Origin of the sequence: Glycomyces salinus (assembly GCF_016428645.1) — a bacterium.
In the GTDB taxonomy this organism is placed as follows: Bacteria; Actinomycetota; Actinomycetes; order Mycobacteriales; family Micromonosporaceae; genus Glycomyces; species Glycomyces salinus.
In genome coordinates this window covers 1-12,303 of record NZ_JAELXW010000086.1, presented here as the reverse complement: position 1 = coordinate 12,303, position 12,303 = coordinate 1, and the positions used below count along the sequence as shown (strand labels likewise).

The window sequence follows — 12,303 nt, the reverse complement described above, 5'->3', positions numbered from 1 at the left end:
AACTAACTGGAGGCTCCCTCACTTCTCAAACAGGCCCTAGCGCCCGGCGGCGCGCATCAGGCTCACGAAGCTCTCGGCGCTCATGCCGAAGATCGGCGAGCCATCGCCGAGCTTCGAGTCGCGCACCTCGAACCGGGAGCCGTTGGCGCGGACCTCGACGCAGTTCGCGCCGCTGTTGCCTGAGCGGCTGGACTTGCGCCATTGCGTCTTCATTGCAGGTATTCCTCCAGTTCTATCGATTGCTGATCGCGGACGAGATTGATGACCTCCTCGTACTGCGACACTAGTTCACCCTCGACATACCGCCCCCCGTCGATGTCCTCGACATAGGTGAAGGGGCGGGCTCCTGTCTTTGCCTGGGGCGTGAGGATCGTAAACGACCCGAGCATGGCCGCGTGAAGCCCAGTGATCACTCGGATTTCGATTTCCGGCCGTGCGGCGGCCTCCATGAGACGAGCGATTTGGCCGTCTTTGACCTCGGGCAGATCGTCGAGGTACAGGAGCGCAGCCCTACCGATGATGAACAGCATCTTCGGCAGCGACTTGCGGCTGAACACGATCTCCTGCCTCCTTGTCCGCACGCTTCGGAGAGTAGCCGCGTGGCCCTCGTCGATGGGCACTTGCGCGTTCTGGGCGGTCAGATGGTACTCGGGAGTTTGCAGAAGCCCCGGGATGTACTCCAGCTCCAGGGATCGGATGAGCCGTGCAGTGGCCTCGGTTTCGTACAAGACGCGCAGGTCAGGCGGCACACTGTTGCGCTCGAACATGCCCCTCTGCTTGCTCTCCAACGAGAGCGTGGTCATCCGGCTCAGTTCGGCGGGGCTCGCGTCAAGGAACCTGGCTATCGCTTCGATGGCCATGCGCTTCGGGGCGATCTTGCCGATCTCCCAGCGCCGCACCGTTTCGGTGTCGATCCCGAGTGCCTCGGCCACCTCGCCGCGGTCCTTCCCGGATGCCTCTCGGATCCGGGTGATCAGAGCTCCAAGCGCAATCTTCGCCAGAGTAGGCGTCGGTGTAGTGCTCATGCCCAAAGTATGAGCCCATGTGAGCGTTGACCGCAAGAACATGGCCGCATATATCGGGCCGCATTTTGCGGTTCGGCGATTCTCTTCCGTTGCGCGTACCTGGCGTCTTACCGTCGAATTAGAACCGATGCGACTGGGCGGCATCGTCCCGCTCATGGGCACCGGCTCGATACAGACCGGCGGGCCGCCGGTACGACTACGCATCTCCTGGCGGCCCGCCTCCTCGACCAACAGAGAGGGAACCTCTGATGACGAGCACACCTAGCGTACGAAGCGGACCTCCAGATGGCCAAGCGCCCCTCGCTCCCGACCGCATGACCTTCGTCGCCGACTGGGACACCCGCAGCCGCGACCGCATCGAGCTCTACGCCGACCCCCACGCCGGGGACGGCTTCGTCATCCTCATCGGCGCCTACGCACCCGAACACGCCGCCGACGTCACCGACGCCACCGAACCCCGCCCCCGAGTCACCTGGCTCGGCCGGTGCGCCGACCGCCACGCCTCCTGGCGATCCGAGCGGGAAACCGCGCTCCGCGCCGCCCTCTCCGCCTGGGGGCAATCATGCTGACCGCCCTCCTTCGGACCTTGGAGGCGTCGCATAGCGGCCAAGTGCACCGGTCTTGAAAGCCGGAGCGGGGTACCGCCCCGCCGCGGGTTCGAATCCCGCCGCCTCCGCTCGCGGATAACCCGCACTGAAATGCGGGCCGCCACACCGTTCCTACACAACTGGCGGCCCGCTCACCAGATCACAAGAGAAGGGAACTGATGATGACCCAGAGTCTACGAACCGCCGATCGCGCCCGGAAGACCGACTTCGAGATCCTCGGCGAGTGGGAGACCGAGAAGGGCAACCGGCTCATGCTCAAGGCCCGTCGACTCACCGGTTACGCCTCGGTCTGGCTCTACTACCACGGCCACCCGGTGAAGATCGGCTACGCCCTCCACTCCTCAGGCGTCGTCCGCGAAGTCCGCTGGGAAACGCACTGGCGCGAACAGACCGAGACCTGGAAGGCGACCCAGCGCCGCCACATCGCCTCACTGATCGCCGCCTGGCACGCCGACCTCCCGCAGACTCCGAGGGCCGAACTTCCCCCGAGCGTGGTCGGCACGTTCGACATCGACGGATTTCGGTTCGCCGTCGAGCCGACCGCCGCCAGCGAGCACGCCGTCCTCAACGTGGTCGGAACGACCGGCGACCTCACGCCAGTCGCCGACCTGCTCCACGAGGACGGCCGCATCTGCGGCATGGCCACTCGACCCGGCTGGAAGTCCACTCCGAACGACCGCAAGCGCCACTGGCGGCTCGAATCAGAAGCGATCCTCACCCGCGCGGCACGGCTGGGTCGGCTCTGACGACCGGGACCGGACCCCAAGCCCGGAGGACCTCCAGAGCGCTCGCGGGCCGGCCGTGACCGAAGTACCACCGGGAGGCTCCGGTCTGGAGCGCCTTGTGGACGGACGGGGCGATCCGTTCCCGCTCCTGGGCGAGGAACGGCGGGCCGGGTGCGGCCGCCGGGAGCATGCCGCCCGCCAGGAGGTCTCCGACGAAGACCGCCCCGGAATCGCGGTCCAGGTAGGCGGTCGACCCCGGCGTGTGGCCGGGGACGGCGAAGGCGTCCAACGCGACTCCGAACTCGTCGAGGGCGTCTCCGTCGTCGAGCAGCAGGTCGGGTCCTACGGGCGGGTAACGGCGCCCCATGGTCTTGTCGAGGATCCTCCCGAAGGGACGCTGCGGTTCGTAGAAGTGGCTGTGCCCGGCTGCCGCCCAGTCGCTTTCGGCGCGGCCGACCGCGACCGGGGCCTTCAAGCTCCGGCTGAGCGCAGCGGCTCCGCCGATGTGGTCGGGGTGGCAGTGGGTGATCGCGATCAGCGTGACATCGTCGATCCCGGCTCGGCGCAGGGCCCGCTCGACCGCGGCCGCCTTTCCGGGTGGTCCGGCGTCGATCAGGGCGGTCCCCGATGGGCCGCGGACGGCGTAGAGGGTCGACTGCGCGAAACGGATCGTCACCACCGTGTTCACACGAGCACCTCCTTGCGCACGAGCGAGACCAATCGGAGGTAGGCGGCGATTCGTCCGGCGTCGGCGGGTCCGTCGTAGCCGATGTGCCGGTCGGGCCGGACCAAATAGGCGTGCGTACCGCTCCGGTAGAGCGGTTCCGCTTCGCGTTCGCGGTCGAGGACGATGCGGACGCCTTCGGCCTGCTCGCTCGCGGCCCGCCAGTCGGGTGTGAGCACCAGTGTGTCCAGTGGAGCGGTCCACTCACGGCGGATTCGGGCCGACAGTTCTTCGGCGCGTCTGACCGCCGGTTCGGCGCGGCCGCCGGTCAGGACCAGGGTGTGGTGCTCGCTGGAGACCAGTCGATGCAGCGTCACGGACTCGCCCGCGGTGCCGTCGAACAGCGCCAAGTCGGGGAACCGGTCCCCCGCCGCCCCGGTGACGGCGCCTCCCGAGCCCCGGTAGCCGTGGGCCAGTTGCGACAGCCGCCGGGCCGCCGTCGCGCGGGCCGGCGGTGTGCGGCGCAGGAGACCGAAGACCGCGTCGCGCAGGTGGCGGCGCGGATCGGCGCGCAGGAGCATCGCTTCGGCTCCGAGGTGGGTCATGGTCACGACTTGGCGGGCGACCTGGTGCCGTTCGGCCTCGTAGGTGTCGAGCAGCGCCGCCGGAGCGCGTCCGGCGCAGACCTCGGCGAGTTTCCAGCCCAGGTTGACCGCGTCGCCGACGCCGAGGTTGAGGCCCTGGCCGCCGAACGGGGTGTGGACGTGCCCGGCGTCGCCGGCGAGGAGGACGCGTCCAGCCCGGTAGTGCGGGGCCTGGCGGTGGGCGAGGGAGAAGGTCGAGAACTGTCCGGCCGAGCGGATGGTTCCCTCGATGCCGGTGCGCGCCATGGCCGCCTGGGCGTCGGCGACGCCCGGCTCGGCGAGGCCGCCCTCGGGGGTGCTCCGCTGGGTGTAGGCGATGCGGTAGGTGTTCGCTCCGGGGAGCGGGAAGACCCCGAAGATGCCTTCGGTGTCGGCCGAGAAGGTCATCTCGTTGCGCGGCAGCGGCCAGTCGATCTGGGCGTCGCACAGCACCCAGGGGTCGGCGTACGCCTCGCCGTCGAAGCCGAGTCCGACGAGGTCGCGGACGGTTGAATGGACACCGTCGGCGCCGACGGTGTAGTCGGCGGCGACGGTCTCGGCGCCGCCGGGGCCTTCCAGGCGGGCCTCGACGCCGCCGGGGACGGACGACAGGCCGGTGAGGGCCGTCTCCCGTTCCGCAGCGCCACCGAGTTCGCGGAGTCGTTCGAGCAGCAGGTGCTCGGTGCGGTGCTGCGGCAGGTCGATCATGTGGGGGAAGGCGGTGCTCCCTTCCAAGACGCGGAAGTCGACGCCGAGTCGGTCGCGGTGGCCGGTGCGCAGCCGCAGGACGTCGACGCGGTGGCCCTCGGCCAGGACCCGGTCGGCGATGCCGAGGTCGGCGAAGTACTCGAGCGCGCGGGCGTGGAGGGCGGCGGCCTTGGTGAGCGGTTGGGGGGTCGCGTGCTTGTCGATCAGGCGGAAGTCGACGCCTCGGCGGGCGAGTTCGCAGGCCAGGGTCAGGCCGGTGGGTCCGGCGCCGACGATGAGGACTGGGGTGTGGTTCATGGCCCACCTCTCTCATAAAAAGCGAATGACCGTTTTCTTAAAAGGCTAGGTGGCGCGCCCCGATTCGTCAAGAACGAGCATTCGCTTTATGATCGCGGCATGCCGAGAGTCTCCGCCGAATACCTCGCCGCGCGGCGCGAGGAGATCCTGGACGCCGCCGCCCGCCGCTTCGCCGCCGACGGGTTCCACCGGACGTCCATGCAGGACATCATCGACGAGGCCGGCCTGTCCCCCGGGGCGGTGTACCGGTACTTCCGCGCCAAGGACGAACTGATCGAGTCGATCTCGGTCGAGGCGATGGGGCACATCGAGTCGGTGGTGTCCGGCGGCATCGACGGAGAGGAGCCGCTGGCGGACCTGATCGCCGGGCTGCCGGCCGCATTCGACGCGCTCGGCCGGACCGACGAGCGCGCCCGCCTGGCTGTGCAGACCTGGGGAGAAGCGCTGCGCAATCCCCCGCTCGCCGAGGCGCTCGCCGCGCGGCTGGCCAACGTCCGGTCGGCCCTGCGCGACCGCATCGCCACCGCGCAGCGCGCCGGGGAGGTCGACCCGGCCGCCGACCCCGACGACGCCGCGAAAGTCCTCCTCGGCCTGCTCCAGGGCTACCTGCTCCAGAAGGCATGGGATCCGGACCTCGACCCGGCCGACTTCGGCCGCGCCGCCCGCGTCCTCATCGCTCCCCGGCAGGCCATGCCGGGTCATTCGATCGACTGACTGACGAGCCCGCCCGCCGGTGGTAGCGTCCAGTGAACAAATCTCTCATCTTCAATGGAATGCGACAGACTCCGGTATCACGGCGTTATCGGTGTCCCCGGAAAACGCACTCGAGAAAGCCCGATCCCGATGAGCTACAACGACCCCTTCGACCAGACTCAACCGATCCCAAGGCCCGGGCAGCCGCCTCGGCCACCCGATAGGCCCTGGTACAAGCGCTGGTGGATGATCGTCCTCTACAGCGTCTTCGGCACCCTCGTCGCGATCTGCACCATCGGCCTGATTGCCACAGCCCTATCCGACCCGGCGACGGAGCCGGGCGCTCCGGAGTCGGAGTCGCCCACGTCGGCGGAGACCACCGAGGCAGCCGATCCGACCACGGAGCCCTCCTCCACCGGGGAGCCGAACGATACCTCCGAGGAGACGACACAGGAGGTCGAGCCGGAACCCGAACCTGAGCCGGAGCCGGAACCCGATCCGACTACGGCCGATGAGTCTGACGACGTCTATTACGAGAACTGCGACGCGGCCCGCGACGCCGGGGATGCACCCGTCTACGAAGGCGATCCCGGCTACGGCGACCACCTCGACCGGGACGGCGACGGCGTCGGCTGCGAATAAGGATGCGTCCGCAGTCCTGCCCGCCGGTCCGACCGGGTCGTCAGGGCTGGACCAGTCTGCCGCTACTCCAGGTGGCCCCCTTGTTGCGGCACAGGCAGAAGGGGTGGCCGACCGGGTCGGTGTAGACCTGCCAGCCGTAGCCCGTGTCGTAGATGAAGTCCCGCTGGTGGGTCGCGCCGAGTTCGACGATGCGGCGCCGCTCCGGCTCGAACTCGTCCACCTCGAAGTCGAGGTGGAACTGCTTGGGATGCTCGTCGTCGGGCCAGCTCGGGGGACGGTAGTCCTCGACCCGATAGAAGGCCAGATCGACTCCGCCGATGCGGATGCTGGTCCACTGGTCCGGCATGTCCTCCTTGAAGGGCTCGCCGGTCAACTCGGCGTAGAACGCCGCCAGCTCCTTCGGGTCCGGGCAGTCGATGATGAAATCGGTGAGCTGTAGCATCGGCCGATCATCCCACAGGTTGGGCACCGCCGAAATCGACTATTGAGGCGAGGCGTACCGAACTGCGGTGCAACCTCATTCGCACTCCATCAGCACGACTTGGCCGGCTCCGCACTGACGATCGGTCACGGCAATGGAGTCGTGACCTCCATCGCCAGCGTCACGCCGGCGACCAACGGGAACACCAGGGGCGCCCACAGGCGGACTCCGCAACCGCGGTCTCCTCGCGGCCTGAACCGTCGAACCACTGCCGCCGGGACGGCGGCAGCGATCCACCAGAACACCAGTGAACCCACCGCCGTCTCTCCCCAGCCACCGGCGACCGACGAGGAGACCACGATCGCGAAGACGCTGGTGTCCAACGTGAGCGCTCCGGAGACGCTCGCGGGGGCCCGTGGCCGAAGCGCCAGCGGGAGGCACCGAGGGCACCCGCGTGCGGAGCCGCGGCCACGGCTTCCCCGTTGCCAGAACCTTCGAACCGCCGCCGCTCCCACAGCCACCGGGCACCAGCCCCCGCCACGAAGTTGATCTTGATCAATCGGCTCAAATATTGGCCACTCAATTCAAATATCGGTATATCTAATCAACTTCGGCGGAGTTCATTGCCCCGCGTCGTGCTCTCGGATCAGTATGAATCCCTGAAGGTGAGTTCCATTCTGACTGAAGGGAATGATGGTTCATGATTCGATCAGGACTACGAGCCGCGGCGGTATCGGTCTTCGCCGCTGGAGCAATGCTGTTCCTCGGCGCGGGCACATCGTCCGCGCAAATTGCGCATGAGGCGCAAAACGAAGTCTCGACCACCCAAGACACCAGTTTTTTCATCACCGTCGTCGGAACCGTCGAAGCGGGTGTCGAGCACGACTGCCTGATCTTGACCACTACCGGTGGTTCCACCTACCAGCTCACCGGAAACATCAACTCGAGCTACATCGGACAGCAGGTCGTCGTGCGAGGCGTCCTCGACCCCGACGGCGCCTCGTACTGCATGCAAGGTACTCCGCTGCACGTGATCAGCGTCAACGGCTACTAGAACTCCCGGCGGGCTGGAATCCTACCGATCTCCAGCCCGCCACCGGCAGGGCGTCACGAACTAGGCGACCGTCGGCTCTCACTGCTCGGAATCGGGACTATGCGGCCGGCTCCAGTCGATCGGAGACGTGAGGTGCTCCTTGCCGATGAGTCCCCTCCACAGCGCCATGGCACCGAGCGCCTCGGGGGAATTGGCGCCCAGCATCACCGACATGCCTTTGATGTCGCGGTTCACCGTGCTCCTCGACAGGTACAGGTCCCGAGCCACCGCCTCTCTGGTCTTTCCTCTCACCAGGTGGATCAGAATTTGTCGCTGACGAGGTGTGATGTGCTCTGCGGGGTCGAGATCCGGATAGCTTTTTCCGGGCATCTGCCTCTCTCCTTACAACGCACCCCGAATGTCTCCCGAACCGCATCGGCCACTCAGAATGATCAATCGGTCATCGAGGGGCGCGCGGACTCCTTCATCCAGGAAGGTGGTCATCAGGGATGCAGATGTCTGATTTCCATTCGCGAGAATACTGGACGCAGGTGTCATCGATCACGGCCTCGCAATTGGTCGACCACCCGCTGCTACCCCGCGCACCAGGGAATTCCTACAATGCGGAATTGCATATGTGATTGATACCACATATAATCTCGGATGTTTTTTTGTAAAGACCCCTGACAGAAAAGGCCTTGCGGAAGATTCACAAATACCGGCGTAAACCATTCTGCGTCCTCTGCGGCTTGAGCGGCGGAGGATCTATTCGGTCAAGTCGGCGACGATCCGCTTCGCCGTCTCCTCCGGGGTGAGGTCGGTGGTGTCGATGAGGGTCGTCTTTTCCACCAGCCAGGACATGGCCTCTTCATAGAGCAAGCGGTGTTTCAATCGCCAGTCCATCGCATCTTCCAACGCACGGTCGTCCTCGACCCGCTGGGCCCACACCTCGCGCTTGGCGTGCAGGGTGAAGGCGCGGAAGGGGATGCCGTGCTCGACGAAGCCGTCGCGCAGTTCGTCCCAGTACTCGCGCTGGAGCACGGTCTGCGGAATGACGAGCTTGTCGCCGGTGAACTCGACGACCTGCCTCGCGGTCTCGATGGTCAGGCCGCGCCACGGCTTCCATTCTTTGAAGTCCCGGCACGGGATGTCCCCGATGATCGGGCGCAGCAGGAACCCGATGTGCTCGGAGTCGAAGATCCGCGCCGGAAGCGTCTCGGCGAGGACTTTCGAGGTGGTCGTCTTGCCCGCGCCGTAGGTGCCGTTGAGCCAGATGATCATCGCCGGAAGTCTATCCGGGCCTGTGCTTGGCCCGGGCGACCAGTTCGGCGGCCGCTTCGGGCCAGTCCGGGTGCTCGAATTCGAAGCCGGACTCCAGGAGTCGGCCGGGGACCACCCGGCGGCTCTTGAGCAGCAGCTCGGTGTCGGTGCGCATCGCCCAGGCGCCGATCTCGGCCATCCACTTTGTCGCCGGCAGGCCGACCGGCCTCTTCCACGCCCTGCGCAGCTGGCGCATGAGCTCGCGCTGCGGCAGCGGACGCGGAGAGGCGAGGTTGATCGGCCCTTCCAGGTCCTCGCGTTCGATCAGGAACGCCACGGCCCGGGCGAAGTCGTGCTCGTGGATCCACGAGACGTACTGCGCGCCACCGGCCACGGGGCCGCCGAGGCCGATTCTCGCCAGGCCCGACAGGACGTCGAAGACACCGCCCCGGTCCGGGCTCATGACCATCGCCGTCCGCATCGCGACCTTGCGGGTCCGGGGAGTATCGGCCCTGCGCAGGGCCCTCTCCCAGGCTTGGGCGATGTGGACGCTGAAGCGCCAGTAGTCGGGGGTCTCGGGCTCGTCGCCGCCGATGACGCCGGTGTCCTCGTCGTTCGGCGCGTCGAACCGGTGCGCGTAGATGGTCGCGGTGCTCATCTGGAGCCACACCCGCGGCGGATCCTTCGCGGCGGCGATCGCCTCGCCGACCAGGCGGGCGGTGTGGACCCTGGAGGCGAGCATCTCCCGCAGGTTCGCGGTGGTGTAGCGGCAGTTGACGCTGCGTCCGGCCAGGTTGATGACGACGTCGGCGCCGTCGATGGCCTCGGCCCAGGGCCCGAGCGAGTCGGCGTCCCAGGCGATCTCGTGGTCGGCGCTCGAGCGCCGGGTCAGGACGGCGACCTCGTGACCGGCCTCGGTCAGGAAACGGTAGAGAATGCTGCCGACCTGTCCTGTTCCTCCGGGTATGATGATCCTCATCTTCGACCTCCCCCGAGCCCGATCCTAACGGGAATTCGAAGGCCGGACCGATGGGCGACGAATTCCGAGTCCACTCCTGACCGCTCCCTGAGCGGGACCGGATAAGCTCCGTGCGGACCTCATCGCGGGTGTCCGACTGACCCTCGTTTGTCCATTTTGGAAGAGATTGGGATGCGATCCTGGAAGGCCCGTTGGAAGGACCGCCCCTCCCTGCTTCGCGGTCGCCTGCACGGCAGGGCCCTCAAGGCGCTCGGCGGCCTAGCCGTCGCGGCCCTGGCGATCGCCGTGTGGCAGTTGGCCGCCGCGCTCGGCGGCGGTGACGACGTGGGTTCCGGCGGCGGCGAGTTGAGCGACCCGCTCTTCTCCCCCATTCCCGACGAATCCTCTGACACCGACACCGAGGCGGCCACCGACACGGCCACGCCCAGCGACGACGGAAGCCCCACCGCCGAGGAGTCGACCCCGGAGACCGAGGAGCAGACCGAGGCCGAGGAGCCGGACCCGGAGGACTCGGAGGAGACCGGGCCCGGATGCACGGCCGCGCTGCACCTGGACAGCGAGTGGGGCGACACGATCTCGGTGACCGTCGAGGTCGTCAACACCGGCGAGGAGGGCTTCGACGGCTGGGAAGTCGTGCTCGCCCTTGAGGACGTGGACATCACGGCCACGTGGGGCATGGAGCACGTGGAAGGCGACCGGTACGGAAACGGCTGGGTCAACGGCGACCTCGACCCCGGGGAGAGCGCCGAACCGAGTTTCAACGGCAGCGCCGCGGAAGGCTACAGCCTCCCGGCGACCGTCCCCTGCGCCCCGGACTGATCGGGCGCCGAGTGCTCAGGCCCCGAAGGCGCCGACGACGGCCCCGAAGACCTGGTCCTCGCTCATGCTCGTGTCGATCTCTATGGCGCGCAAGTCCAGCCGTGACAGCTCGCCGCGCAGCCGGTCGGTGAACATCCGGTCCCGCTCGGCCAGATTGCGCATGGCGCGATCGGGGTCGCTCGTCCTGTCCACGAAGTCACTCCCCGGCACCGACCGGCGCTCGAACGCGGCCCGCCGGAACTCGGCGGTCGGCAGCAGCCAGACCGCCCGGCCCGCGGCGGCCAGCGGGGCCACCAGGCGCGGCAGGAGCCGGAAGCCCTCGGCCACCACCGGCGGCCCCGGCGGCATCGCCCGCAGGTCCTCGATCATGAGGTCGAAGCCCTCGCCCCGGAACCAGTGGAAGGTCTCCAGCATGTCCCGCGGGGACCGCTCCACCCACCGCTGGTCCATGCCCATGGCCATGAACCGGTGGAGGAACGGCGCCCGTTCGGGCGTCGTCCGACGGGAGTGGTCGCCCATCACGGCGTCGGTCTCGTATGGACGCCATCCGCGCTCTCGGGCCAGGCGGCGGGCGACGGTCGACTTGCCCGCGCCGCTTCCGCCGCCGATCCAGTAGACGTTCTCGAGTGGGTCGCTCACTCGGCCATTGTCCTCTCCGGTTCCGGGGCATTCTGTAGTCTTATGCGGTATTGGGAGCTTATGTACCACCCCTGGAATACCCAATGAAATTTCACTTCAGTGTATTGATTTGTTGTGAAGGTTTCTGCCAGGATGATCCTCAGGGCCGTACCCACCCGAAAAGGCTCGATCGCCCTCCGGTCGGACACTCCACAACAGGCAGTCTCGGCCGGGGACCGGCGGCCGCGCACTACCCCTGTCCAGACGGGAGTCTGCACCATGAAGCCGAACCTCAGGACAAGATCGAAGCGGCTGTGGGCCATCGGCCTCACCGCCGCCCTCGCCGCCGCGCTGGCGGCCGCACCGGCCGGCGCCGAACCCCAGGGCCCGCCGGAGAACCCCGGCCACAGTCAGGGGCACGGCGGCTGGGACGAGTTCTGGAAGAAGCTGTTCGTCAAGCACCACATGCACGGCATGAGCCTCGAGGAGCGCGTCGGCCAGCTGTTCGTCACCTACGCCTACGGCGAGACCTCGGACACCACCGACCCCGACAACGTCGCCCTCAACCAGGACCTGCACGGCGTCGACAACGCCGACGAGCTGCTGGAGCAGTACCACCTGGGCGGGGTCATCTACTTCGCCTGGTCCGACAACGTCAACGACCCCGAGCAGATCACCGGCCTGTCCAACGGGCTCCAGGAGACCGCCACCGAGGCCGGAGGCACTCCCCTGCTGATCTCCACCGACCAGGAGCACGGCCTGGTCACCCGCATCGGCGCGCCCGCCACCCAACTGCCGGGGGCGATGGCGCTCGGCGCCACCCACGACCCCGACGCCGCCTACGACGCGGCCGTCATCAGCGGCGACGAGCTGCGTGCCATGGGCATCAACCAGAACTTCGCGCCCGTGGCCGACGTCAACGTCAACCCCGACAACCCCGTCATCGGGGTGCGCTCGTTCTCCTCCGACCCGGGACTGGCCTCCGACATGGTCGCCTCGCAGGTCGAGGGCTACCAGTCCGACGATGACCTGGCCTCCACGGTCAAGCACTTCCCCGGCCACGGCGACACCGACACCGACAGCCACGTGGGCCTGCCGCTGATCACCCACACCTACGAGGAGTGGCAGCAGCTCGACGCCCCGCCGTTCCAGGCCGCGATCGATTCCGGCGTGGACACCATCATGTCC

18 protein-coding genes and 1 tRNA gene are annotated in these 12,303 nt (G+C 67.6%); 9 read left to right on the top strand and 10 right to left on the bottom strand.

Annotated elements, in window-relative coordinates; translation table 11 throughout:
• Positions 1–36: 36 nt before the first annotated feature.
• The gene (locus JFB92_RS19475; protein ID WP_199042649.1) at positions 37–213 is read right to left on the bottom strand and encodes a DUF397 domain-containing protein; all 177 of its coding nucleotides are present in this window, start codon (positions 211–213) and stop codon (positions 37–39) included.
• Positions 210–1,025 carry a helix-turn-helix domain-containing protein gene (locus JFB92_RS19470; protein ID WP_199042648.1) on the bottom strand — a complete coding sequence of 272 codons (816 nt, stop codon included), beginning with the start codon at positions 1,023–1,025 and terminating at the stop codon, positions 210–212. The genes JFB92_RS19475 and JFB92_RS19470 overlap by 4 nt, the downstream gene beginning before the upstream one ends.
• A gap of 127 nt (positions 1,026–1,152) precedes the next feature.
• Between JFB92_RS19470 and JFB92_RS19465 the strand changes: the two genes are divergently transcribed.
• From JFB92_RS19465 to JFB92_RS19450, 4 genes are all read left to right on the top strand, one after another.
• Positions 1,153–1,290, top strand: a complete 138-nt coding sequence (locus JFB92_RS19465; RefSeq protein ID WP_199042647.1) for a hypothetical protein — start codon at positions 1,153–1,155, stop codon at positions 1,288–1,290.
• Positions 1,291–1,339: 49 nt separating this feature from the next.
• Positions 1,340–1,594, top strand: a complete 255-nt coding sequence (locus JFB92_RS19460; RefSeq protein ID WP_199042646.1) for a hypothetical protein — start codon at positions 1,340–1,342, stop codon at positions 1,592–1,594.
• Positions 1,595–1,613: 19 nt separating this feature from the next.
• Positions 1,614–1,701 (top strand) — tRNA-Ser (locus JFB92_RS19455).
• A 93-nt stretch (positions 1,702–1,794) separates the two neighbouring features.
• On the top strand, positions 1,795–2,379 hold the full coding sequence (locus JFB92_RS19450) for a hypothetical protein (RefSeq protein WP_199042645.1): 585 nt from the start codon (positions 1,795–1,797) through the stop codon (positions 2,377–2,379).
• Here JFB92_RS19450 and JFB92_RS19445 read toward each other — a convergent pair.
• Together JFB92_RS19445 and JFB92_RS19440 are read right to left on the bottom strand one after the other, a co-directional pair.
• Positions 2,348–3,046: an MBL fold metallo-hydrolase gene (locus tag JFB92_RS19445; RefSeq protein WP_199042643.1), complete on the bottom strand. Its 699-nt coding sequence runs from the start codon at positions 3,044–3,046 to the stop codon at positions 2,348–2,350. The two genes, JFB92_RS19450 and JFB92_RS19445, sit on opposite strands and share 32 nt — an antisense overlap.
• Positions 3,043–4,650 (bottom strand): FAD-dependent monooxygenase, encoded by a 1,608-nt coding sequence (locus JFB92_RS19440; RefSeq protein WP_199042640.1) that lies wholly within the window; start codon positions 4,648–4,650, stop codon positions 3,043–3,045. The genes JFB92_RS19445 and JFB92_RS19440 overlap by 4 nt, the downstream gene beginning before the upstream one ends.
• A gap of 99 nt (positions 4,651–4,749) precedes the next feature.
• On the opposite strand from JFB92_RS19440, the gene JFB92_RS19435 reads away from it, so the two are divergent.
• A complete protein-coding gene (locus JFB92_RS19435) occupies positions 4,750–5,364 on the top strand; it encodes a TetR/AcrR family transcriptional regulator (RefSeq protein WP_199042639.1) in 615 nt (204 codons plus the stop codon).
• A gap of 225 nt (positions 5,365–5,589) precedes the next feature.
• Positions 5,590–5,985, top strand: a complete 396-nt coding sequence (locus JFB92_RS19430) for an excalibur calcium-binding domain-containing protein (RefSeq protein WP_233163534.1) — start codon at positions 5,590–5,592, stop codon at positions 5,983–5,985.
• 40 nt (positions 5,986–6,025) lie between these two features.
• Here the strand turns inward: JFB92_RS19430 and JFB92_RS19425 are convergent, their stop codons facing one another.
• Both JFB92_RS19425 and JFB92_RS19420 read right to left on the bottom strand, forming a co-directional pair.
• Positions 6,026–6,427 carry a VOC family protein gene (locus JFB92_RS19425; protein ID WP_199042635.1) on the bottom strand — a complete coding sequence of 134 codons (402 nt, stop codon included), beginning with the start codon at positions 6,425–6,427 and terminating at the stop codon, positions 6,026–6,028.
• Positions 6,428–6,552: 125 nt separating this feature from the next.
• The gene (locus tag JFB92_RS19420) at positions 6,553–6,789 is read right to left on the bottom strand and encodes a hypothetical protein (protein WP_199042633.1); all 237 of its coding nucleotides are present in this window, start codon (positions 6,787–6,789) and stop codon (positions 6,553–6,555) included.
• Between the two features lie 371 nt (positions 6,790–7,160).
• Here JFB92_RS19420 and JFB92_RS19415 point away from each other — a divergent pair, with 371 nt between their 5' ends.
• Positions 7,161–7,460 carry a DUF5818 domain-containing protein gene (locus JFB92_RS19415; protein ID WP_199042631.1) on the top strand — a complete coding sequence of 100 codons (300 nt, stop codon included), beginning with the start codon at positions 7,161–7,163 and terminating at the stop codon, positions 7,458–7,460.
• A 78-nt stretch (positions 7,461–7,538) separates the two neighbouring features.
• On the opposite strand, the gene JFB92_RS19410 is transcribed toward JFB92_RS19415, so the two are convergent.
• The 3 genes from JFB92_RS19410 to JFB92_RS19400 form a co-directional block, all read right to left on the bottom strand.
• Positions 7,539–7,829 carry a helix-turn-helix transcriptional regulator gene (locus JFB92_RS19410; RefSeq protein WP_199042629.1) on the bottom strand — a complete coding sequence of 97 codons (291 nt, stop codon included), beginning with the start codon at positions 7,827–7,829 and terminating at the stop codon, positions 7,539–7,541.
• A 375-nt stretch (positions 7,830–8,204) separates the two neighbouring features.
• Positions 8,205–8,720, bottom strand: a complete 516-nt coding sequence (locus tag JFB92_RS19405; RefSeq protein ID WP_199042627.1) for an AAA family ATPase — start codon at positions 8,718–8,720, stop codon at positions 8,205–8,207.
• Between the two features lie 10 nt (positions 8,721–8,730).
• The gene (locus tag JFB92_RS19400; RefSeq protein ID WP_199042626.1) at positions 8,731–9,678 is read right to left on the bottom strand and encodes a TIGR01777 family oxidoreductase; all 948 of its coding nucleotides are present in this window, start codon (positions 9,676–9,678) and stop codon (positions 8,731–8,733) included.
• A gap of 171 nt (positions 9,679–9,849) precedes the next feature.
• On the opposite strand from JFB92_RS19400, the gene JFB92_RS19395 reads away from it, so the two are divergent.
• Positions 9,850–10,497: a cellulose binding domain-containing protein gene (locus JFB92_RS19395; protein ID WP_199042623.1), complete on the top strand. Its 648-nt coding sequence runs from the start codon at positions 9,850–9,852 to the stop codon at positions 10,495–10,497.
• Positions 10,498–10,512: 15 nt separating this feature from the next.
• Here JFB92_RS19395 and JFB92_RS19390 read toward each other — a convergent pair whose 3' ends face one another.
• The gene (locus JFB92_RS19390; protein ID WP_199042621.1) at positions 10,513–11,136 is read right to left on the bottom strand and encodes a nucleoside/nucleotide kinase family protein; all 624 of its coding nucleotides are present in this window, start codon (positions 11,134–11,136) and stop codon (positions 10,513–10,515) included.
• Positions 11,137–11,394: 258 nt separating this feature from the next.
• On the opposite strand from JFB92_RS19390, the gene JFB92_RS19385 reads away from it, so the two are divergent.
• A partial coding sequence (locus JFB92_RS19385; protein WP_307789220.1) for a glycoside hydrolase family 3 protein occupies positions 11,395–12,303 on the top strand: 909 nt, incomplete at its 3' end.

What these genes read in the sequence shown, in the direction of transcription:
- JFB92_RS19475 (WP_199042649.1), bottom strand. Translation starts at nt 213, where the DNA reads ATGAAGACGCAATGGCGCAAGTCCAGCCGCTCAGGCAACAGCGGCGCG.
- JFB92_RS19470 (WP_199042648.1), bottom strand. Translation starts at nt 1,025, where the DNA reads ATGAGCACTACACCGACGCCTACTCTGGCGAAGATTGCGCTTGGAGCT.
- JFB92_RS19465 (WP_199042647.1), top strand. Translation starts at nt 1,153, where the DNA reads ATGCGACTGGGCGGCATCGTCCCGCTCATGGGCACCGGCTCGATACAG.
- JFB92_RS19460 (WP_199042646.1), top strand. Translation starts at nt 1,340, where the DNA reads ATGACCTTCGTCGCCGACTGGGACACCCGCAGCCGCGACCGCATCGAG.
- JFB92_RS19450 (WP_199042645.1), top strand. Translation starts at nt 1,795, where the DNA reads ATGACCCAGAGTCTACGAACCGCCGATCGCGCCCGGAAGACCGACTTC.
- JFB92_RS19440 (WP_199042640.1), bottom strand. Translation starts at nt 4,650, where the DNA reads ATGAACCACACCCCAGTCCTCATCGTCGGCGCCGGACCCACCGGCCTG.
- JFB92_RS19435 (WP_199042639.1), top strand. Translation starts at nt 4,750, where the DNA reads ATGCCGAGAGTCTCCGCCGAATACCTCGCCGCGCGGCGCGAGGAGATC.
- JFB92_RS19430 (WP_233163534.1), top strand. Translation starts at nt 5,590, where the DNA reads ATGATCGTCCTCTACAGCGTCTTCGGCACCCTCGTCGCGATCTGCACC.
- JFB92_RS19425 (WP_199042635.1), bottom strand. Translation starts at nt 6,427, where the DNA reads ATGCTACAGCTCACCGATTTCATCATCGACTGCCCGGACCCGAAGGAG.
- JFB92_RS19415 (WP_199042631.1), top strand. Translation starts at nt 7,161, where the DNA reads ATGCTGTTCCTCGGCGCGGGCACATCGTCCGCGCAAATTGCGCATGAG.
- JFB92_RS19410 (WP_199042629.1), bottom strand. Translation starts at nt 7,829, where the DNA reads ATGCCCGGAAAAAGCTATCCGGATCTCGACCCCGCAGAGCACATCACA.
- JFB92_RS19405 (WP_199042627.1), bottom strand. Translation starts at nt 8,720, where the DNA reads ATGATCATCTGGCTCAACGGCACCTACGGCGCGGGCAAGACGACCACC.
- JFB92_RS19400 (WP_199042626.1), bottom strand. Translation starts at nt 9,678, where the DNA reads ATGAGGATCATCATACCCGGAGGAACAGGACAGGTCGGCAGCATTCTC.
- JFB92_RS19395 (WP_199042623.1), top strand. Translation starts at nt 9,850, where the DNA reads ATGCGATCCTGGAAGGCCCGTTGGAAGGACCGCCCCTCCCTGCTTCGC.